The sequence below is a fragment of the Alicyclobacillus sacchari genome (assembly GCF_004366795.1).
Taxonomy (GTDB): domain Bacteria; phylum Bacillota; class Bacilli; order Alicyclobacillales; family Alicyclobacillaceae; genus Alicyclobacillus; species Alicyclobacillus sacchari.
The window spans coordinates 1-21,250 of the sequence record NZ_SORF01000002.1; the positions used below are offsets into that span (position 1 = coordinate 1).

Annotated in this window: 22 protein-coding genes and 1 riboswitch; of the genes, 18 read left to right on the top strand and 4 right to left on the bottom strand. The window is 53.0% G+C overall.

The annotated features are described in order from the left end of the window. Positions 1-31: 31 nt before the first annotated feature. Entirely contained in the window at positions 32-184 is a 153-nt protein-coding gene (locus C7445_RS14505) for a hypothetical protein (RefSeq protein WP_166668955.1), read from the bottom strand. 144 nt (positions 185-328) lie between these two features. Between C7445_RS14505 and C7445_RS02120 the strand changes: the two genes are divergently transcribed. The 7 genes from C7445_RS02120 to C7445_RS02150 all read left to right on the top strand — a co-directional run bounded on the left by C7445_RS02120 (position 329) and on the right by C7445_RS02150 (position 5,289). Beyond that, the gene (locus C7445_RS02120; RefSeq protein ID WP_134158420.1) at positions 329-1,228 is read left to right on the top strand and encodes a LysR family transcriptional regulator; all 900 of its coding nucleotides are present in this window, start codon (positions 329-331) and stop codon (positions 1,226-1,228) included. Between the two features lie 378 nt (positions 1,229-1,606). After that, positions 1,607-1,951: a 50S ribosomal protein L19 gene (rplS, locus tag C7445_RS02125; RefSeq protein ID WP_040289522.1), complete on the top strand. Its 345-nt coding sequence runs from the start codon at positions 1,607-1,609 to the stop codon at positions 1,949-1,951. A gap of 107 nt (positions 1,952-2,058) precedes the next feature. Next, positions 2,059-2,979, top strand: a complete 921-nt coding sequence (gene ylqF / locus C7445_RS02130; protein ID WP_134158421.1) for a ribosome biogenesis GTPase YlqF — start codon at positions 2,059-2,061, stop codon at positions 2,977-2,979. Positions 2,980-3,036: 57 nt separating this feature from the next. Beyond that, complete coding sequence (locus C7445_RS02135; RefSeq protein WP_243834884.1) at positions 3,037-3,696, top strand: ribonuclease HII; 660 nt, start codon at positions 3,037-3,039, stop codon at positions 3,694-3,696. After that, on the top strand, positions 3,689-4,672 hold the full coding sequence (locus tag C7445_RS02140) for a hypothetical protein (RefSeq protein WP_134158422.1): 984 nt from the start codon (positions 3,689-3,691) through the stop codon (positions 4,670-4,672). The genes C7445_RS02135 and C7445_RS02140 overlap by 8 nt, the downstream gene beginning before the upstream one ends. A gap of 1 nt (position 4,673) precedes the next feature. After that, on the top strand, positions 4,674-4,931 hold the full coding sequence (locus C7445_RS02145) for an EscU/YscU/HrcU family type III secretion system export apparatus switch protein (protein ID WP_243834885.1): 258 nt from the start codon (positions 4,674-4,676) through the stop codon (positions 4,929-4,931). Then, entirely contained in the window at positions 4,903-5,289 is a 387-nt protein-coding gene (locus tag C7445_RS02150; RefSeq protein ID WP_134158424.1) for a YraN family protein, read from the top strand. The genes C7445_RS02145 and C7445_RS02150 overlap by 29 nt, the downstream gene beginning before the upstream one ends. A gap of 6 nt (positions 5,290-5,295) precedes the next feature. Here the strand turns inward: C7445_RS02150 and C7445_RS02155 are convergent, their stop codons facing one another. Beyond that, on the bottom strand, positions 5,296-5,964 hold the full coding sequence (locus C7445_RS02155; protein WP_243834886.1) for a polysaccharide deacetylase family protein: 669 nt from the start codon (positions 5,962-5,964) through the stop codon (positions 5,296-5,298). A 76-nt stretch (positions 5,965-6,040) separates the two neighbouring features. Next, on the bottom strand, positions 6,041-7,516 hold the full coding sequence (locus C7445_RS02160; RefSeq protein ID WP_134158425.1) for a YifB family Mg chelatase-like AAA ATPase: 1,476 nt from the start codon (positions 7,514-7,516) through the stop codon (positions 6,041-6,043). A gap of 145 nt (positions 7,517-7,661) precedes the next feature. Here C7445_RS02160 and C7445_RS02165 point away from each other — a divergent pair, with 145 nt between their 5' ends. The 6 genes from C7445_RS02165 (at position 7,662) to C7445_RS02190 (ending at position 13,521) form a co-directional block, all read left to right on the top strand. Beyond that, positions 7,662-8,042, top strand: a complete 381-nt coding sequence (locus tag C7445_RS02165; RefSeq protein ID WP_134158426.1) for a hypothetical protein — start codon at positions 7,662-7,664, stop codon at positions 8,040-8,042. A 183-nt stretch (positions 8,043-8,225) separates the two neighbouring features. Next, positions 8,226-9,380: an ADP-forming succinate--CoA ligase subunit beta gene (sucC, locus tag C7445_RS02170; protein ID WP_134158427.1), complete on the top strand. Its 1,155-nt coding sequence runs from the start codon at positions 8,226-8,228 to the stop codon at positions 9,378-9,380. A gap of 14 nt (positions 9,381-9,394) precedes the next feature. Further along, positions 9,395-10,297 carry a succinate--CoA ligase subunit alpha gene (sucD, locus tag C7445_RS02175; RefSeq protein WP_134158428.1) on the top strand — a complete coding sequence of 301 codons (903 nt, stop codon included), beginning with the start codon at positions 9,395-9,397 and terminating at the stop codon, positions 10,295-10,297. Positions 10,298-10,416: 119 nt separating this feature from the next. Further along, positions 10,417-11,502 carry a DNA-processing protein DprA gene (gene dprA, locus C7445_RS02180; protein WP_134158429.1) on the top strand — a complete coding sequence of 362 codons (1,086 nt, stop codon included), beginning with the start codon at positions 10,417-10,419 and terminating at the stop codon, positions 11,500-11,502. Between the two features lie 168 nt (positions 11,503-11,670). Next, complete coding sequence (locus C7445_RS02185; RefSeq protein ID WP_243834887.1) at positions 11,671-12,465, top strand: L,D-transpeptidase family protein; 795 nt, start codon at positions 11,671-11,673, stop codon at positions 12,463-12,465. An 84-nt stretch (positions 12,466-12,549) separates the two neighbouring features. After that, positions 12,550-12,692, top strand: a riboswitch (cyclic di-AMP (ydaO/yuaA leader). Between the two features lie 7 nt (positions 12,693-12,699). Further along, positions 12,700-13,521, top strand: coding sequence for a LysM peptidoglycan-binding domain-containing protein (locus C7445_RS02190; RefSeq protein ID WP_243834888.1), 822 nt, complete (start codon positions 12,700-12,702; stop codon positions 13,519-13,521). Positions 13,522-13,554: 33 nt separating this feature from the next. Here C7445_RS02190 and C7445_RS02195 read toward each other — a convergent pair whose 3' ends face one another. After that, positions 13,555-14,466 carry an MYG1 family protein gene (locus C7445_RS02195; protein ID WP_243834889.1) on the bottom strand — a complete coding sequence of 304 codons (912 nt, stop codon included), beginning with the start codon at positions 14,464-14,466 and terminating at the stop codon, positions 13,555-13,557. Between the two features lie 286 nt (positions 14,467-14,752). Here C7445_RS02195 and topA point away from each other — a divergent pair, with 286 nt between their 5' ends. From topA to hslU, 5 genes are read left to right on the top strand one after another with little or no spacing between them, the layout of a single operon-like run. Then, on the top strand, positions 14,753-16,858 hold the full coding sequence (gene topA / locus C7445_RS02200) for a type I DNA topoisomerase (protein WP_134158432.1): 2,106 nt from the start codon (positions 14,753-14,755) through the stop codon (positions 16,856-16,858). Between the two features lie 29 nt (positions 16,859-16,887). Beyond that, on the top strand, positions 16,888-18,201 hold the full coding sequence (trmFO, locus tag C7445_RS02205; protein WP_134158433.1) for an FADH(2)-oxidizing methylenetetrahydrofolate--tRNA-(uracil(54)-C(5))-methyltransferase TrmFO: 1,314 nt from the start codon (positions 16,888-16,890) through the stop codon (positions 18,199-18,201). A 3-nt stretch (positions 18,202-18,204) separates the two neighbouring features. Then, a complete protein-coding gene (locus C7445_RS02210) occupies positions 18,205-19,089 on the top strand; it encodes a tyrosine-type recombinase/integrase (RefSeq protein WP_134158434.1) in 885 nt (294 codons plus the stop codon). Between the two features lie 19 nt (positions 19,090-19,108). Further along, complete coding sequence (hslV, locus tag C7445_RS02215) at positions 19,109-19,651, top strand: ATP-dependent protease subunit HslV (RefSeq protein ID WP_134158435.1); 543 nt, start codon at positions 19,109-19,111, stop codon at positions 19,649-19,651. 15 nt (positions 19,652-19,666) lie between these two features. After that, complete coding sequence (gene hslU / locus C7445_RS02220; protein ID WP_134158436.1) at positions 19,667-21,058, top strand: ATP-dependent protease ATPase subunit HslU; 1,392 nt, start codon at positions 19,667-19,669, stop codon at positions 21,056-21,058. Positions 21,059-21,250 lie beyond the last annotated feature (192 nt).

A 21,250-nucleotide genomic window follows, 5' to 3' on the forward strand; every position in this document is an offset into this window, starting at 1 on the left:
ACGGCGCCGACTGACAAGACGACGTCCTGATTCAAGCTGCTAGGTGGGTCAAATTTAAGTCGGCGATCTGGGTCAAAACTAACCCGGCGTTGACACGGTAGACGAGCTGCCCGCGTTCACCGTCCACTAAGCTGAGGCGAGTTCGAGTTGCCACGACCCCTTCCAGTCCCGCTTGATCATTCATTTCAATTGCCCCCTCGATGGATTCTTCGATGCTGTGACCATGTTCTCACCTTCAGGGTACTCGAGATAACTGATTATGTATAATGGGTTTATGCATGATGATTGATTGAGAAATGTAATCAGTTAAGCGGAATGAGGGGATTGCGTGTTCCTCGAATGGGTACAAACATTCACTGTCGCTGCCAAGACGACAAATTTTCGAGAAACGGCAGACCGTCTTCATCTTGCGCAGCCCACAGTAAGCCAACATATCAGCAAGTTGGAGAAACACCTTGGAGTCACACTATTCGAACGACGAGGACGCAACGTTCACCTAAACGCGGCAGGTAGGCGATTTTTACCGTACGCCGAGCAACTCGTCGAGACTAGTTTACAGGGCAAGGAAGATCTAGCGCGCTGGCAGCAAGGCTACCAGCACACGCTGACCGTAGCCGTCTCGCCGCTCATCGCTACGACATTTCTACCGGACTGCGTACACCGATTCACCAAAGAGCATCCAGATGTCGAATTTTCGTTTCAGATTATTGAATCTCGAGACATCCTGAACCATGTTCTGCAGGGGGACTGCGACTTTGGGCTCAGTCGCATGTACGTGCAGCATCCACGGGTCGCATGTGATCCACTCGCATCCGATCCGGTAGTTCTGGTGGCACCCGCAGAACCAGATGACTTGGAGAGTCCTCCCCCAGACCCGGCGGAACTCTTGAGCCGATATCCTGTACTCACACACAATCATCCTGAGTATTGGGACGAGCTACTATGGTACCTCCGTACGAAGTACCGCTTCAGAACTATGCGTGTCAGTCAGGTTCATGTGACATTGCATTGGGTTGCAAGGCGGTTGGGTGTTTCATTTCTACCCTTGAGCGCCATTCGGCTTGAACTCTTACGCGGGACGATTCAGGAGGTTCCGATGATGGACGTGCCCTTACCCGTGACGCACACCTACCTGGTCGCGGATCGGTCCGCGTTGCGCGATCTCGCACGTCGGTTTGCAGACTTTGTATGCACCTATGTACGTCAGCGCGCTCCTAGCTCCGATTGAGACGCTATTTACCGCCAATCTCCACGCATCTGTGCGAATTCACCTTTGTTGAGGAGTTGCGTGAACGGAGTGATCATCCGCTGTAGTAACCTGGCTTTCATGAGAAGTACCTTGCGCGTTGTAAGATCAGCATATGAATCCTATTGGGGGCCGATCGCGAAAGGTACGCCTGTTGGTACATCGCAGGCATGGATAGCAATAGGCAAAGCCGCGAAGCCTATCGGTGTTATCTGTGTATTGTGACTCCCTGGATTTCACCCAAAAATTTCGGCGAACAGTTGGCTTCGTCGTGAAATGTACGGTATAATAGCGCGGGTAATTACAGTGGTCCTCTGTCGAGCGTATGGACATGAACACTTGTGGGAAGGAGGTCTGGCCATGAACTTGCTACGTTCAGTGGTGGAAGACCAGATTCGCTCTGATATTCCGGAATTTCGCCCTGGCGATACGGTGCGCGTTCACGTGAAGGTTCGAGAGGGTCAACGTGAGCGTATTCAGGTATTCGAAGGCGTCGTCATTCGTCGCCGTGGTAGCGGGATCAGCGCCACGTACACCGTTCGTAAGATTTCGTACGGTGTTGGTGTGGAGCGTACATTCCCACTGCACTCGCCGAAGATCGAAAAGATTGAAGTCGTTCGCCAAGGTAAAGTTCGACGCGCAAAGTTGCATTATTTGCGCGGTTTGTCCGGAAAGGCGGCGCGCATCAAAGAAGTTCGGCGGTAAGCAACTGGGCGCGGAGGGTTTGCCTCTGCGCCCTTTTTGTGTGGTCTTGGGCTGGTGGGTATGCTGATTAGAAAGCCCAATCGATTAATACATAGGAGGAAAGATGCGTGCCCGTACAATGGTACCCCGGTCATATGGCAAAGGCCAGGCGGATGATGGAGGAACGAGTTCGCCAGGTGGATGTTGTCATAGAGCTGGTGGATGCTCGTCTTCCGCTTTCAAGTCGCAATCCCGTGTTGCAAGAGTTGTCGGCCAAGAAACCACGGCTCGTGGTCATGACGCGTGAAGACCTTGCTGACCCACTCATAACCCGCTCTTGGTTGGATGCATTCGCATCTGACAACATGATGGCTGTATCCGTGAATACGACCAATGGCAACGGTTTTTCTCAAGTTCGTGATGGTTTGCGGAAGCTTGCTGCGGCAAAAATTCAACGGGCATTGGAAAAAGGTCTGCAGCGGGCGGTGGTTCGTGCCATGGTGGTTGGTATTCCAAACGTTGGAAAGTCGTCGTTTATCAACCAATTTGCCAAACGCTCTGTCGCAAAGACGGGGAATAAGCCTGGCGTCACCCGCACAGAACAATGGGTTCGTATGGGGGACATTGAGTTGCTCGATACACCCGGCGTGCTTTGGCCGAAAATTGACACGGCTGAACAGGGTTTGCGCTTGGCGATCAGTGGGGCGGTTAAGGACCAAATTTATGATATGGAAGAGGGATTGGCTTTCTTCTTGTGTTTTGCTGGCCAGCATTATCCAGACCTTCTACAAAAGCGATACGGTCTATCGCATGTCCCTGCCGTCCGGTGGACGGATTTGCCAACCGTCTGGCCACAGATCGCGGACGTGGTGGAGGAGATCGGACGCAAGCGCGGCTTGTTGGGCCGTGGAGGCGTCGTCGATGAAGAGCGGGTGGCAAAGATGGTGATCAAAGAAGTGCAGGATGGTGTACTTGGCCCAATGACCTTTGAATGGCCCGCATCGCATCTGAGTGAAACGAGTAGCGATCCAGGGAATAACCTCTCCTAAGTTTGTCTGGCGTTTGGACGAGTCTGGCCGTAGACTGGATGGTGAGGAGGCGGTTATATGCTGGGGGCTCGGCAGGCCTGGTACGGCCGTGCGCGTTTTGACTCGGCGATGGCGGGGGGATTGACCATGGCCGGCGTCGACGAGGTGGGGAGAGGGTGTCTCGCCGGACCTGTCGTGGCTGCTGCGGTCATCCTCCCGCGCACAGAGGATGCGTCTTTAGATTTGATGTGTGTCACGGATTCTAAGAAGCTCACAGCAAAGCGTCGGCACGAATTGGCCAACATGATCCGCTTTCGAGCAGTGTCAATCGGGATTGGCGAGGCCAATTCACGAGAAATTGATGAACTCAATATCCTTCGGGCAACCCAGCTGGCTATGGGTCGAGCTCTCGAAAGGTTGGATATCCCAGTTGAGCTGGCTCTTGTCGACGGCAATGTTCCGGCATCTACTTCTGTCGCCTGTCTGCCGGTCATCGGTGGGGACATGCGTTCTCTCTCGATTGCGGCGGCATCCATCGTGGCAAAAGTGTATCGCGATCAGTGGATGATGCGATTACACCGCGATTACCCACAATATGGATTCGATAGTCACGTTGGGTACGCAACCAAATCACATCTGATTGCGCTGCGTGAACATGGACCCACTCCTTACCACCGCTTGTCGTTTGGACCAGTACGGGATTGCATAGGCGATAGGAGGATGGTGGAAAGTGGATAATCCCCCGATCGGTTCTTCGGGAAGGGTGGACCGAGCGCTCGAACCGACGCAACAAGTTCGTCCTACGCCAAGGTTGCCGGTGGATCGAACGGATGAGAGGATTGCCCAAGCGCCTGCACACGCGCCTGCAAACGCGTTAACGGAAGCTGAACTGGCTCGACTCGACGACGCGTTGTTTTCGTTAGAACAGCATGTTCCTTATCAACTATTGCAAAATCCTCTATGGCTGAAGGCGGAATGGGCTTGGAAAGTATTGCTCGTTCAGCACATGTTTACGTCCGCTGCCGCCGCTGCAAACAGCCCTTTAAAGCAACAACAGACCTTGCCAGTGGTGAATGAGCCAGCCATTGCGCAAAACGAACATGCCGTTCGAATGCCGGGTACAGCGGACGAGGCTTCCGAGAGCGAACAGCCAGGCAATTTTGAGCGGGTTATTCAGGGGTTATGGAGTATCCTCACCGAGGCATCGGAACCTGTTGCGTCAAGCAAACTTGTTTCTTTGCGGATGCAAACAGATCCCCCTTTATTACACTTTGCTTCTGTAGGGAATGAGATTTTCGCACAGGCGCATAGTACCGCTGATCGACGCCAGATTGAACGTTGGACACTTCAAGATAGGCTTACTGCCGCTGTGATTGACAACCCATATGAACGCTATGGTGCCGGTCTGTTTTTTTTGCCCGATCAAGAAAGGCCCCCTTATCGAGCTGTCAAATGGGAGGCTGAGCGACGCACGAGAATTGGCAATGCAGGCAAGTTGGTTCATCGCATTGAGATCAATCTCGAAGTCGATGGATCACCTGTTACTTGTCTCATCACGGCACAGCGACCTCAAATGTATGTTCATTTTATGAGTGACGATCTCTCCATTCACAAACATCTGGCCGGTGGGAGAGAGGCCCTACAAGAGCCATTGACACGTCATGGCTGGGAACTTGCAGGATGGTCTTTGGGCACAAGTGAGGAGGTATTCTGACGTGGTGCATAAGCGAGCAGTGGCGCTGCGCTATGACCGTCAACGCGAGGGTGCGCCCCGAGTGGTCGCCAAGGGTGCGGGCGAAGTGGCAAACGCCATCATTGAGACCGCCGCATCCCATACGGTTCCGATTATAGAAAACGAGGCGCTTGTTGACACCTTGATTCAGCTTGAGGTCGATCACGTCATTCCTCCCGAGTTGTATCGGGCGGTTGCCGAGGTTTTGGCATATGTCTATCGAGGGAAAAAACAGCCATGATTCCATCGCCGTCGGCCGCTTCGGCGAGCTCTTTGTTTGCAGCTATCTGACTCGCTGTTTGGGGTGGAACGTGGTAGAGCGAAATGTCCGTTCACGGTACGGCGAGATCGATATCGTGGCGAAAACAGAAACGGCGCTGGTGTTTGTCGAGGTGAAGACGCGACAGTCCAACGATTTTGGAGCGCCGCTGGAAGCGCTGGGCGATGCACAATTGGCTCGTCTTGTTCGCCAAGCTGAAGGTTATGCGGCGCGCTATGACTGTGGTGCTGTACAAAGCGTCTGTCTCGATGTGGTAGGCCTTAGTATACGCCAAAAGTACGTGGTCGATTTCCAGCATGTGCGGATCTACCCAATGTAGGCCGATCTACACTGGAAGCGTACGAAACGTATATCCTTTTGCTTTGTAATCCTTGATAATCGTCGGGATGGCGTCGACCGTATAGCGACTCGTACTGATGCCATCGTGGAATAGGATGATAGAGCCAGGGTGGGCTTCCCGTTCGACGCGTTCGACAATACTGCGGGAAGACTTGGCTTTCCAGTCTTCCGAATCGACCGTCCATAGCGCGATCGGATGACCGAGACGATGGACATAGGCAATCTCGTCTGGCTTGATGGAACCATAAGGCGGTCGATAATAAACTGGTCTTTTTCCGCAGGCACGAATGATGGCCGAATCCGTCAGTTCGATGTCGCGTGTCATTGTCGTGATGGCCTGTTTCGCGGGATCTTGATGCGTAAACCCATGGTTCCCTAGTTCATGTCCTTCCTGCTGCATACGGCGGACAATGGTAGGGAACTGTTCACACCGATGCCCTAGGACAAAAAATGTAGCTGGCGTATTGGTCTCACGAAGCACGTCAAGCAACTTCGGCGTATATCGCTCACTTGGGCCATCATCAAACGTTAGATACAGTACCTTTTCATTTGTTGGTCTCGTTTGGGCATCTGTAGTCTGGGGGACAGAAAGGCAACTTCCCATTGAGGCCAGCGTGATACCAGCTAATAACCATTTTTGTCGTGTAAACCGCAAACGTGTCTCCCTCCCGCGAAGTCACTCCCCCTTAATATTCCATACGCAACTTCTTTCTATCCGCGTGGTTCGGTAGTTAACGCCTCGCTGAAGAGCGAAGAGCAAAAGCTTCCTCGACATCTTCCACCCGAATGTCATCTCTTTTCGCAAGTGCAGCAATGGTTCGCGCCAGCTTTGCCGTTTGTACAATCGCGCGCTCTGTGACATTGAGTTTGTCACACAGGTGTGTCAATGCTGTGACAGCGCGAGCTTGAAACTGCTTCATGGGGTCTAATCCGTCGACGTGTTCAATCACTGTACGCGCGTAGCGCACCGCTTCCCGTAACTCCGATGTTGACGGATCACGGCTGTAGGACGGTTGATTTGTACCATCTGCAACGCGGTTCATATAGTAAATCAAGTCAATGCGGTCCACGATTGGCCCTGGGCAGCGACTCCAATAACGCCGAATGTCGCTTTCGAGGCAGCGACACTCCCTATAGCCTCTCCATCCGCAGGGACACGGATTGGCGGTTCCGACGAGCAAGAAGCGTGCAGGTAGGCTCGCTGTGCGTCCGTTTCGCGAAATGTGTATCACCCCGCTGGTCAGCGGTTCCCGAAGAGCATTGAGGGTCGCCTTTGGAAATTCAAGCCATTCATCGAACAGGAGAACGCCTTTGTCAGCAAGTGTAACTTCCCCTGGGCGAGGTGGAGATCCGCCCCCAATCAGTCCTGCAGGCGTAAGCGTGTGATGGGGCTCTCGCAGGGGCGGTCGTACATGGAAACGAGCGCTGGGATTGACCAACTCGTGGAACGCATAGGAGTGCAATGCATCAGCTTCGGATAAATCCGGCAAGAGATCGACAAGGAGTCGGGCTAGCGTTGTTTTCCCGACACCAGGAGGACCGATGAGCAAAAGTGGATGTCTGCCTGCTGCGCTGATGGCGAGAAGTCGTTTTTCAAAGGCACGATTGGGCAGGGTGTCAAGTATGTCCAGCGGACGTGTTGCGTCCGACGTACAGGAGGTTACATTTCGTGGAGATTCCAGCCTGGCAACACCAAGTTGCCGTCGAGCCGTAAGGTGAGAGACGACTTGTGTCAGGGAGCTGAACCCTGCGACATGCACAAGACGAGTAAGTGGCTCTGGAATAAGCGGACCGGACGCGACGTACAGATCTTGTACGCCCGCTTCGGCAAGCCGCAAAGCCAGACCAACCGTCGACTCGGTCGGGACGAGTGCGCCATCGAGTCCCAGTTCCGCAAGAAAAGCCGTGTTGCCCTCTTCCGCAAGGACACCTTGGGCCCGCAGGATAGCGATCGCGATTGCGAGATCAAGTCCAGACCCCTGTTTGCGGAGTGACGCCGGTTGCAAGTTAACGGTGATACGCCCTTTGGGAAACGGCAGGGAGCAATTGTGAAATGCCGCACGAATCCGAAGTCGTGCCTCACTTACGGCGGAATCGGGCAGTCCTACAATAGAAAAGCGAGGAAATCCAGGTCCGACATCGGCCTCCACATATACAAGTTCGGGTTGAATGCCGTTGTGAACAGCGCTGACGGCGCGACCCAACATATCGAAATCACCTCTTGTAACGGCTTGCACACACGAGCCTGAGCATGGACTAGATATAGCAATTTGCCGGGGTGTAAGCCATAATGTAGGGAAGAATCTCGTTCGCATCGTCTCAGTAGGAGACGAGTTTCAGGAGGGAGCCGACATGGAAAGCCCACGAAAACGTATGGACAAATCCAACTCCCATGGCAAGCGGGGGCAGGTGATTGACTTACGAGCCTACCAGCGTCGCCGCGATCGAAAGTATCGCCGCCAGCCATACGAAGGTTTCACCGGCCTGTGGCTTTTGCGGTTCACCTGTTACGCCCTTGCCGTAGTGGCTGTGGCTTTTGCTATCGTGGGGTTGTGTCCTGTCGGGTGGAGAGCCGGGGCTCTCGTCGTCAGCCTGTTTACGAATACGATTGGTCTCGCTTTGGGGCTGACGCTTTATGTACTGAAGGAGCGAACGGCGATGAAAGTTCTTGGTTTGCTTGTCGGCACATTTGCGTTCGCATACCTATGCTGTCTCCTCCATCCGTGGCTATAGAAGCAAGGTCAATTTTGTCAAGACTCGATTGAATGCGTTTACATGGGTTGAACCGGACGAGACGTTGTCAAACGCTCCTAGAAGTTCTATTCTGATAGAGAAAACAAGACGGACGTCTAGACGACGTTCGTCCGGTTTTTATGGTACCGTTTCGGTACGGGTGGACAAAGGAGGACTGGCATCGTGAACATCCACGAGTATCAGGCGAAGGCCGTGCTGGCCGAGTTTGGCGTGAAGGTTCCGCAAGGCAAAGTTGCCTTTACCGTTGAGGAAGCGGTTGCTGCGGCAAAAGAGCTCGGCGGCAAGGCCGTTGTAAAGGCTCAGATTCACGCGGGCGGCCGTGGTAAGGCAGGCGGCGTCAAAGTATCGAAGTCGCTCGAAGAAGTCGAAGCGAACGCACGCGAATTGCTCGGAAAAACACTGGTTACACACCAAACCGGCCCGGAGGGCAAGGTTGTCAAGCGCCTCTTAATTGAGCAGTTGACCGATATCCGGAAGGAGTACTACATAGGTCTTGTCCTGGATCGCGCACAAGGGCGAATCGTGATGATGGCCTCCCAAGAGGGCGGGGTCGAGATCGAAGAGGTTGCAGCACAGCACCCAGAGAAGATCTTCCGTGAAACCGTCGATCCGGCGACAGGGTTAAACGCGTTTCAAGCTAACAACTTGGCGTATAAGCTCGAATTGCCGCCAACGGCTGTCCGCAAGGCGGTTCAATTTATGATGGGCCTCTATAACGCATTTGTAGCCAAGGATTGCTCGGTGGCAGAGATCAACCCGCTTGTGCTGACGGGTGAGGGCGACATTCTCGCGTTGGACGCGAAGCTGAACTTCGACGATAACGCGTTGTATCGTCATCCTGACATTGTGTCGTTGCGCGATGAGGACGAGGAAGATCCGAAGGAAATTGAGGCTTCCAAGTTCGGACTGAGCTACATTGCGCTTGACGGAAACATCGGTTGTATGGTCAATGGCGCTGGCCTTGCGATGGCGACGATGGACACCATCAAGTACTATGGCGGGGCACCGGCCAACTTCCTGGATGTTGGCGGCGGCGCGAGCGAGGAAAAAGTGACGGCGGCGTTTAAAATCATCTTGTCCGATCCGAAAGTACAAGGAATTCTCGTCAACATCTTCGGCGGTATCATGAAGTGCGACGTGATTGCAAATGGTGTGGTCGCAGCAGCCAAGCAGGTTGGATTGGACAAACCACTGGTCGTGCGATTGGAAGGTACGAACGTTGAACAGGGCAAGGCGATTCTCAACGAATCAGGTCTTTCCATCGTGGCGGCCGATTCGCTGGCCGATGCGGCACAGAAGATCGTCGCGCTTGTGTAAGGAGGAATTCCATCATGAGCATCTTGGTGAATAAAGATACGCGTGTCATTACGCAGGGTATTACCGGATCGGCAGGCTTGTTCCACACACAACAGGCGTTGGCTTACGGAACGCAAGTCGTCGGTGGAACGACACCTGGTAAGGGCGGTACCACGGTAGAAGGTCTGCCGGTTTTCAATACAGTTGAAGAAGCAGTCCGGGAAACTGGCGCGAATGCGTCCGTTATTTACGTACCGCCTGCGTTTGCAGCGGATGCGATCATGGAAGCTGTCGCTGCCGAATTAGACCTTGTCATCTGTATCACCGAAGGCATCCCGGTGTTGGATATGGTGAAGGTCAAGCGGTTTATGGAAGGAAAACACACGCGCCTCGTCGGGCCGAACTGTCCGGGTGTGATTACGCCTGGCGAATGTAAGATTGGCATCATGCCAGGGTACATTCATACGCCGGGTAAGGTCGGTGTCGTTTCCCGCTCTGGTACCTTGACCTACGAAGCTGTATACCAATTGACGGTTCGCGGCCTCGGCCAGTCTACGGCAGTGGGTATCGGTGGCGATCCGGTGAACGGAACCAATTTTGTCGATGTGCTGAAGATGTTTAATGACGATCCGAACACCGAAGCGGTAATCATGATTGGCGAGATCGGTGGTACGGCTGAAGAAGAAGCTGCGGAGTGGATACGTCAGAACATGAAGAAGCCTGTGGTTGGTTTCATTGCAGGTGCGACGGCGCCTCCCGGACGCCGCATGGGACACGCTGGTGCTATTGTCTCGGGCGGATCGGGTACAGCGGAATCCAAGATCCAAAAGATGAAGGAATGTGGAATTCGCGTTGCACCAACGCCGTCGGAGATGGGATCAACGTTGTACACGCTGCTGGAAGAACGCGGTCTGTTGGAAGTCTGCAAAACGAATTAACGAACCAAAAAGGCCATCCGGGCGACATGTCCTGGATGGCTTTTTTGCGATCCGCAATCGACGAACCACGTCCTCATTTGCACAATGTGGTTATGTCGATGGCGGAAGGTGGGCATTTCATGACTGAGCGGGAACTGCGGCTTTTTTGGGCGCTTTGCCCGGGATTGGCACCTGCGACATTCAGGAGATTTCTACAAGTGTTTGGCACATCTGTTACATTTTCGAATGCTGCTGAGTCGGACTGGATGGCATCAGTTCGATTGCATGCGCAAACCGTCCGTCGCATGGCTGCATGGCGGGAATCCTCTCCCAAGATCAGTGAGTTAGAGGCTCGTTTAAACGCACAGAATATCCTTTGTGTCGTGCGAGGCGATCCGACGTATCCGGAAAACTTGGAGGCGTTATTTGATCCACCCGAGGTGTTGTTTGCCCGTGGCAACCTTGATGTGTTACGTTCTCCATTTGCCGTTGCCGTGGTAGGTACTCGTCGTGCCACGGGATATGGTGCGGCCGCGGCCAAGTGGATCGCAGCGACTGTGGCGGAAGCGGGAGGCATTGTCGTCTCCGGACTGGCGTTGGGTGTCGATGCGTTTGGGCATCAGGCGGCCCTTGCAGCTGGGGGACCGACAATTGCCATCCTTGGCTGTGGAGTCGATGTGTGTTATCCGCCAGCCCACGCGGGACTCTATGCAGAGATCGGTGAGCAGGGATTAATTCTCAGCGAATATGCCCCGGGTTCCGCAGCGCGTAAGCATCATTTTCCAGAACGAAACCGTATCATTGCAGGTATATCCGATGCAACGGTCGTCGTTCAGGCCGGTGAGCGCAGCGGTGCGCTCGGGACGGCAGCCGCGGCACTCGAAATCGGTCGTGACGTCTATGTCGTGCCCGGGCCCATCACATCGCAAGCCAGCCGTGGATCGAACCAATTGCTGTTCGACGGGGCCATACCGTTACTCGACCCAGCTGCGTTCATCCAAGAGCGCTTTGACATCGAAGGCGCGTCAAAAGTGGTACAAAAACAAGTACCTGAGCATTTGGCGACAGTGTACCACAAGCTAGCCGAGGACGGGCCGCTTCGTGCGGGAGAACTCGCTCTATCACTGTCGGTACCTCCCGGAAACATCTATGCAACGTTGTTGGAACTAGAGATCTCACATTTGATTGAAAAACTTCCAGACGGGCGTTATCAGGTCATGTTGTGAGGTGAATGGACACAGAACGTATGTAAAAGTATTCCTTGTCTAAGTTGCGGGTCTGCATATCACCCTAGCCACATGGGGGTGATTTGGGTGTTTAGTCGCGACAGCATACGAATCTTGGTGCGGAGATGCGCACAGTTGTGTACTGCGGGTTTCACTTGTGGTTTCGTTGTGCTTGGGCCCTCACATTGCGCATTTGCCGCAAATGTTGATCAAACGGAACAGGTTTCAGCCAATCCGCCCGTCTTGACAACTGGCGATACCGATCCTCGCGTGTATTGGCTACATGAGAAGTTGGCCGAGCTAGGGTATTTGCCACTGACGTTTCAGCGTACGGTGCCGACAGATGGGCTGTATCGTATAGGCTGGGGATCGCCGGATATCGGCGAATTTACTTGGAAGTATCCCAACGTTCCAGATACTTTGCGGGCTCTATGGGATCCCTGCCGATATACCGAATTGACTCGGGGAGCAGTGATGACGTTTGAAGCCGAACATGGCATGCCAACCGATGGATATGCGGGTCCGGCCGTGTTTCGGGCTATCTCACTCTATGCCGCATGTGCCATGGCCAGTACACATCCGTATCGGTACGTGTACGTCAACCAGTCGATCCCACAGACGGTTCGCGTATGGGAAAACGGAGCTTGGGTCTTCTCTGCACCGTGTAGCACCGGCGTCGATGCCGCTCCGACTCACGTCGGCACACACGTGATCTACCTGCGTAACCGCGAGCAAACTATGGACGGTGTAGGACCAAGCGGCAAACCATATCATGTTGATCACGTACCATATGTAAGCTTTTTCTACAGGGGAGAGGCCTTGCATGGTCTGCCTCGATCTCGCTACGGTATCCCTCAAAGCGCGGGGTGTGTCGAATTGGCCGTCCCCGACGCGAAACGGTTATGGCAGTTAACTGATTATGGAACGTTGGTGACGATTAGCGATCCGCAAATCCGCACCTAACAGTCATTGAGTCACCATATATATCATGAGATGTCATACTTTTTATCTTACGTGAGGTATGTTCTAGCTGTTATACTCTCGTCGTCAAATACTTAGCCGAATCACCATTTCATCTGGTGTACGGGGGATCTCTTGGTTTCAGAACCTTGGGGTGAATCGCTGTGCTGCGACGGGTGTCTCGTCACCCGAACCCGACAACTAACCCCGGAGGCAGAACGAGAGGATTTGGGCATATTGCGTAAGAAACATTGGTTGATTGCAGCAGCGACGATGTGTCTGACCAGTGGACTCGGGGTTTCGACGGCTTTGGCGGCGACGGTTAAGGTGGCACCAGGGCAATCGCTTTGGAAGATTGCCCATAGCGCTGGGGTTTCTGTGCAGAGCGTTGAAGCAGCGAATCCTGGCATCGACCCGACGAATCTTCAGATAGGGGCTACCGTTCAAGTGCCGGGTCCTACAGTATATGTCGTTAAGCCTGGCGATACCCTGTTTACGGTGGGGCGCCGCTATGGGGTTGCGCTTGGTGCCATGCTGGCTGCCAATCCACAAGTCAATCCGCAGAACCTGCAAATTGGTTCGACGATTCGCATTCCGATTACATCCACTCAAACCACTCCGACGGCAAGTGATAGTGCTCAATCGAAGCAGGCGGTGAGTGCCCATGTTGCCGCACCCACATCCGATACGTCAAGCAACTTATATTGGCTCGAACACGTGATCAATGCCGAAGCAGGCGGGGAATCCCTGCAGGCACAAATTGCGGTTGGCGATGTCATTATGCATCGTATTGCAGCGGGTGGGTACGGGAACACGGTTCAGCAGGTCGTATTCCAGGTGAGTGACGGACATTACCAGTTTACGAGCGTTGCGAACGGCTACATTTACTCCGCACCGAACAGCTCCAGCATCACAGCAGCACAAGACGTTCTCCAAAAAGGGCAGGATATCGTACCTGGCGCACTGGTTTTTTATAACCCGTCCGAAACGCCAGCGGGCAGTTGGGTGCGTCAACAACCTATCGTGTGCCAGATTGGCAATTTGGTTTTCGCGAAATAGGAGCGTAAAGGGTGGAACACAAGTTGTTCCGCCCTATTCTTTTTGAGTTTCTTTCGAGTGATCAGTCTCCGTTGGCAATGCGATTGCTTGTTTTGCCATATGGAGTATGCCCTCCATAGTGTGGGCGCCTGCGATGAATCGGGCCGGATGGCAGAACGTGGCATCTGCAGTACCACACACCTTGGCGAGGGCAGGTCCCTCTTTGCCTGCCCATGCGGAAGGAAGGGGCTTTCTCGCCTCGAAGCTGCGAGGGCCTTTTGGCACGACCTGAAGGCGATATTGTCCGGTTTTATCTGGAAAAACCACGTACAACACGCTTGCCTGCGTATCCAATTCCATCAACGTCTCTGTCCATGGGCAAAACCTTGGCAGTACCATGAGAGACGGCTCAGTTCGAGTCTGAAAAGCTGTTTTTACAATATCCACCGCATCGATTCGGCTGATTTCGTGTCGTACATAATTGTCAAGAATGACAGAGGCAAAACGCACAGCTCGTTCAAATGCCTCATTTTCATCGTCGGCCGCGTTCCACGGAGGATTGAAGGATCCCACCAATTCCGAAATACCCTTAATGCGGGTATCTCTGTCCAAGTCGACACCGTTGTCGATCGCGTCAATCGCTTGAATGAGTTTCTCGTCAATGTGTGTATGCACGATGTTACGGCTGCCCTCATCTTTCACACCAAAGCGCGATATGAACTCAGCTCCAAAATCTCTCCAAATCAGGCCTGCAGACGCAAACGGAAGACCGTTTGCTCGATAGATTTTGTCGACGGTGTGATGGTCATACGGGGAACCGTTTACGTCGACCACAATGTCACACTCAGCGAGCACCTGTGGAGAACGCGAACGCAACACCTTTGCATCCGGATACAGTTGACGTAGAATTGCTACCGCGAACACTTCGTCTGCATGAAATTTCCCGTGATGGGTGCCGATTTTCATCGCTGTTGACCACCTTTCGCTTATGCATCCAACACGGATGATACAGCGCATATGGTACACGTTAACATCAATCGCTCAGCTGTACAACTTTGCATTCGGATGTTTGTGACGCAGCTCTCGCATCATAAATAATAGAAGAAATTCGACACGATTCACGATGGAAATGCGATTGTAAATCGCTCAATATAAAGGTGGCCTTGTTTGCAAAGATTTTTGTTCCGGTGATAATATGGGTTGAACTGAGGAACGGCACTGCCAAGGCGTACGACGAACAGGAGGATATGCTGTGGCGGATTATTTGGTTATCGTCGAGTCGCCAGCCAAGGCAAAGACGATTGGTAAATATTTAGGGAGTCGATATACGGTAAAAGCCTCCATGGGACATGTACGGGATTTGCCCAAATCACAATTGGGCGTTGATGTGGACCATGGGTTTGAACCCAAATATATTACGATTCGTGGCAAAGGCGATGTGATTAAAACGCTTCGCAATGCGAGCAAGAAGGTTAAAAAAGTATTTCTGGCGGCCGACCCTGACCGCGAAGGGGAAGCCATCGCGTGGCATCTTCAACACATTCTTGACTTAAATCCTGACGAGGATTGCCGAGTCGTGTTTCACGAAATCACCAAGGATGCAGTGCAACAAGCATTCAAACATCCTCGTAAAATCAACATGGATCTGGTGAATGCTCAGCAGACGCGCCGCATCTTGGACCGTCTCGTTGGATATCGACTAAGCCCATTACTATGGCGCAAAGTGAAAAAGGGTCTGTCTGCAGGCCGGGTACAGTCAGTTGCTGTCAGGCTGATTGTCGATCGTGAAAATGAAATTCGGAAGTTTCAGCCGGAGGAGTATTGGACAGTCGACGCCGTTGCGAATGTGGGTTCCAAAAAATTGATTTCGAGGTTCTATGGCTATGATCAAGAAAAAACGAATCTGCCCAACGAGGATGCGGTAAAGGAATTGCTGCGCCGCGTTGAAAACCAGCCGTTGATCGTTCGTCGGGTCAAAAAGTCTGAACGTCGCCGCAATCCGGCTGCACCTTTTACGACGAGTAGCTTGCAGCAGGAGGCAGCCCGGAAATTGGGGTTTCGAGCATATAAGACCATGTCGGTTGCGCAGCAGCTATATGAGGGTCTCGATATTCCCGGCGAGGGAACGGTAGGTCTCATTACGTATATGCGTACTGACTCAACGCGTATCGCCGCTTCCGCGCAAGAAGAGGCGAGATCGTTCATTCAAGCGGAGTTCGGAAGTGATTACGTACCAGAGAAGCCGCGCCAATACACAAAAAATGAAGATGCACAGGACGCACACGAGGGTATTCGACCGACCTCCGTGCTTCGCCATCCCGAGAAGTTGAAGGACCATCTCTCGCGAGACCAGTATCGGCTTTACAAATTAATATGGGAGCGCTTTATCGCCAGTCAGATGGCGTCTGCAATTCTTGATACGACGACGGTCGACTCCGAAATCAACGGTGCGTGGTTTCGGGCCACAGGTTCCGTCGTGCGTTTTCCTGGTTTCATGGCAGTATATATTGAGGGGAATGACGATGCGGAAGGCGATGAAAACAGCAAGTTGTTGCCGCCTGTCGAGGAGGGCAATGCACTTGCCGTCGCCGATGTGCGTCCAGAACAACATTTCACACAGCCGCCGCCGCGTTATTCGGAGTCAAGTCTTGTCAAGGCGATGGAGGAACTGGGAATCGGCAGACCGAGTACGTATGCTCCCACGATTGATACCATTCTCAAGCGCGGTTACGTCGTGCTGGAACAAAAGCGGTTCTTGCCAACGGAATTGGGCGAAATTGTCGTGAATTTGCTGAAGGAAAACTTCAACCAATTGATCGACGTCGATTTCACTGCCAACATGGAACAAGAGCTTGATGCGGTTGAAGACGGGGAAGCGAATTGGGTGGAGTTAATTGACCACTTTTATCATGACTTCCAAAAAAATCTGGATGAAGCGGAATCCTCGCTCGAACATGTCGAGCTCAAGGACGAGGTCTCCGATGTGCCTTGCGAGAAGTGCGGGCGGATGATGGTCTATAAAACCGGACGTTATGGCAAGTTCCTTGCCTGCCCAGGCTTTCCAGAGTGCCGCAATACGAAACCTATTGTGAAGGAAGCCGGTGTCAATTGTCCTAAGTGCGGGAAGCCTCTACTCGAGCGGCGCGGCAAGACAAGAAAGGTGTTTTACGGGTGCAGTGGCTATCCTGATTGTGATTACGTACTCTGGCAGCGCCCAACTGGGCAATCGTGCCCGACGTGTGGCCATCCGATGGTAGAAAGGCAATCCAAGGGCAAGGTCACCGTCGTTTGTAGTAACGAAAAAGCTCATCCGCACGCTCCTGCGTTTGCAGAGAGTGGTTCGCGCAAATCTTCATAAAAGACTCACCTCTTAAGGAAGTGCTCAGGATGAACAATGTTACAGTGGTTGGCGCTGGGTTGGCTGGGGCAGAGGCAGCTTGGCAGGCGGCCCAGCGCGGTGCGCAGGTGGTTTTGTACGAGATGCGCCCGGTGCGGCAAACACCGGCTCATCACACTGAACAGTTTGCGGAATTGGTCTGTACAAACTCGTTTCGTGCGGCAAGTATCACAAATGCAGTCGGATTGTTGAAAGAAGAGATGCGCCGTTTAGATTCTGTCATTATGAAGGCTGCCGATGAGCATCAAGTTCCGGCCGGCGGCGCATTGGCAGTCGACCGTGAACGTTTTTCCGCTCGTGTTACCGAACTCGTAAGCAGCCATCCGAACATTGAAGTGCGCCGTGAAGAGATCTTAGAAATTCCTTCTGAAGGAATCTGTGTTGTTGCCACTGGTCCTCTAACGTCACCGGCATTGTCGGAGAGCATTCGTCGTTTCATCGGTCACGACTATCTGTATTTCTTTGACGCGGCGGCGCCCATTGTGACCAAGGAGTCTGTCGATATGGACAAGGTGTTTCTGCAATCCCGCTACGACAAAGGCGAGGCTGCGTATTTGAATTGTCCCATGGACGAGGAGCAGTTCAATCGCTTCTATGAAGAGTTGATTCACGCGGAACGCGCCGAGTTGAAAGACTTTGAAGAAGAAAAGTACTTCGAGGGTTGCATGCCGATTGAGGCGATGGCTGCCCGCGGCCGCCAGACATTATTGTTTGGTCCGATGAAGCCAGTTGGGCTTCGCGATCCACGGACAGGGAAGCGGCCCTACGCTGTTGTGCAATTGCGCCAGGATAATGGAGCCGCAACATTATTCAATATCGTCGGGTTTCAGACACACCTCAAGTGGGGTGAACAAAAGCGAGTGTTTGGCCTGATTCCGGGTCTCGAACATGCCGAAATCGTTCGTTACGGTGTCATGCACCGAAACACCTACATCAATAGTCCTCGTACGTTGCTGCCTACATATCAAACGAAAGCTCGCCGCGAGTTGTTGTTCGCGGGACAAATCACGGGCGTTGAGGGCTATGTCGAATCGGCAGCGTCAGGTTTGGTTGCCGGAATCAATGCTGGGCGAATTGCTGCGAACATGGAACCTGTGACTATGCCCCATACCACGTCAATAGGAAGTCTTGCCCACTATATCACGCACACGTCCGCCGACAACTTTCAGCCTATGAATGCCACGTTCGGATTATTTCCGCCGTTGCCCGAGCACATCAAGGATAAGCGGCAGCGAAACGAAGCATATGCACAACGTGCGCTGGCGGATCTGTCCAGATGCATCGCGGGCATGCAGGTGAGCTGAACCATGCTTCTCGAAGACTGGATTGGGCGCTTTCTCGACGAGTCAAAGGCAAAGTGGAGCGCGAATACCTTGCATGCCTATGGGCGCGACCTGAACCGATTGCAGACGTGGCTTGCAAAACGGGCGATAACGGATGTTGCGGGCCTTTCTGCGAGAGAGATGCGTTCGTTTATTGCGGATGAACTGGCGGGAGGCAAATCGAAAGCAAGCGTCTCCCGCCAATTGTCCTGCTATCGCTCTTTTTTTGCGTTCCTTGAGCGAGAGGGCGTGATCGATCGCGAGATAGTTCGTTTGCTCACATTACCCAAACGCGACAAGCCCGTTCCGAAGTACTTGTATCAAGAAGAAGTTGCGCAACTCCTTGACCATATTGATGGATCTGATTTCGCATCGTTGCGCGATCGCGCTCTCCTGGAATGCATCTATGCATCAGGTGTTCGCGTAAGTGAATGTACGAACATTGATGTCGGCGATCTTTCACTGAACGATGGTTATGTATATATCATGGGCAAGGGCGGCAAGGAACGTTATGTGTTGCTAGGTGGCAAGGCGATCGCAGCTCTCTATCGGTACCTGGAGGCGCGCGGCGCAATCGCCACATGCCCAGCTTTATTTGTGAACCAGCGTGGCACGCGTCTATCGGATCGCAGTGTCCGGCGTATACTGGATCGAAGAATTCGCGAAGTGCCTGGGTTGCGACACATCCACGTGCATGGGCTGCGCCATTCCTTTGCGACGCACCTCCTAGACGGGGGGGCCGACTTGCGCAGCGTTCAGGAGCTGTTGGGGCATGCCAGCCTGTCGAGTACGCAGATTTACACACACACGAGTCGCGAGCGTTTGACGAAAGTGTATCTCGATGCGCATCCGCGGGCGGAACGAAAATAGGACGATAGGAGCGAATGGGATGGATATGTCGATGCATGCGACAACCATTTTCGCCATATTGAAAGATGGTAAAGGTGCGATGGCCGGCGATGGCCAGGTGACTTTGGGTAATAGCATGATTATGAAACAAGGAGCCCGCAAGGTTCGGCGTCTTTATAAGGACCAGGTAGTGGCTGGGTTTGCCGGTTCGGTTGCCGATGCGTTTACTTTGTTTGAGAAATTTGAGAAGCGGCTCGAGGAGTTTCAAGGAAATCTACAGAGATCGGCCGTTGAATTGGCGAAGGAATGGCGGTCAGACAAAGTTTTGCAGAAACTTGAGGCGATGCTCCTTGTAATGAATCGCACAGATCTTTTAATCGTCTCCGGCGGAGGCGAGGTCATTCAACCCGACGACGGCATTTGCGCGATCGGCTCTGGTGGAGCTTTTGCATTGTCGGCCGGGCGCGCTTTGGCGCGCAATACAGATTTGACGCCAGCGGAGATCGCCCGCAAGTCTTTGGAGATCGCATCCGAAATTTGTGTTTTTACGAACGATCACATCGTGTTGGAAGTCGTCGAGTGACGAGGAGGGATTCGAATGGTGATGGAACGCGAATTGACGCCACGTCAAATAGTGGAACATCTCGACCGCTATATCGTCGGGCAACGCGCTGCTAAGCGGGCGGTGGCTGTCGCTCTTCGCAACCGATCGCGCAGAGCGAAACTGAGCCCAGAGTTGCAAGCGGAAGTAACGCCCAAGAACATTCTCATGATTGGGCCTACCGGTGTAGGTAAGACCGAAATTGCAAGACGTCTTAGTAAGTTGGTGGGTGCCCCCTTCATCAAGGTGGAGGCCACCAAATTCACGGAAGTCGGTTATGTGGGCCGCGATGTTGAAGCCATGGTACGTGATCTCGTCGAGACGGCTGTGCGGATGGTGAAGACCGAGCATGCAGAAAAAGTTAAGGACGAGGCGGAAGCGCGCGCGAATGACCGCATCGTTGAGGCGCTTGTACCGGATCCGAGTGCGCGATCGCGGGTGAAAAATCCGTTCGAAATGTTATTTGGCGGCACCCAGAACGGCGATCGTACTGCTGAACCAAGTTCCGACAGTGTCCGGGAGGAGCGGCGGCGCACGAAGCATAAATTGCTGCTTGGGGAACTTGAGGATAAATACGTCGAAATTGATGTCGAAGAACAGTCGGCACCATCTTTGGGGTTCATGCCGGGCGTTGGTCCTGAGAGCATCGGCAATCTGCAAGAAATGCTGGGGAATCTGCTGCCCAAGTCGACACGCAAGCGAAAGATGACCGTTCGGGAAGCCCGTAAGGTCCTCACCCAGGAGGAAGCCCAAAAACTGATCGATATGGATGCCGTCACGGCCGAGGCGATTTATCGGGCCGAAAACCATGGCATTATCTTCATCGATGAAATGGATAAAATCGCTGGACGGGAGCAACGCGGCCCAGACGTGTCACGCGAAGGTGTGCAACGGGATATCTTGCCCATCGTAGAAGGATCCACCGTTTCGACGAAGTACGGAGCGGTCAAGACGGATTACATGCTGTTCATAGGTGCCGGTGCGTTTCATGTCGCAAAACCCTCGGATCTTATTCCGGAGTTACAGGGGCGTTTTCCAATCCGAGTGGAGCTGGAGCCGCTGACAAAGGAAGATTTTATGCGTATCCTTCGCGAACCCGAACATTCTTTACTCAAGCAGTATACGGCTTTGCTGGAGACTGAGGGGATTCGCGTGGAATTTAGCGATGATGCGATCGAACGAATTGCCGAAATGGCGCAGCAGGTGAATCAGGAAACGGAGAACATTGGTGCAAGGCGATTGCACACACTTGTCGAGAAGGTCCTGGAAGATCTCTCATTTGAGGCTCCGGATGTCAACCTACCGTCGATTCAAATCACCCGACAGTACGTTGATGAAAAACTTGGGGGTATTGTTGTGAATCGTGACTTGAGTCAATTTATCTTGTAAAGTTTCAGATTGCTTGCTTCCATATCGAAGTGTTGGGTGAAACCGATTTTCGGTTTCACCCATTTTTGTATGGGGATGAACGATAAGAAATAGTTTTTTTTGTTCTTCGCTCTACTCGGCAGGATTCGACTGAGGTGTGCCGAATTTGTAGTTTCGTATCGAAACTAGTCACAATTTGCATCGAGGCGAGTC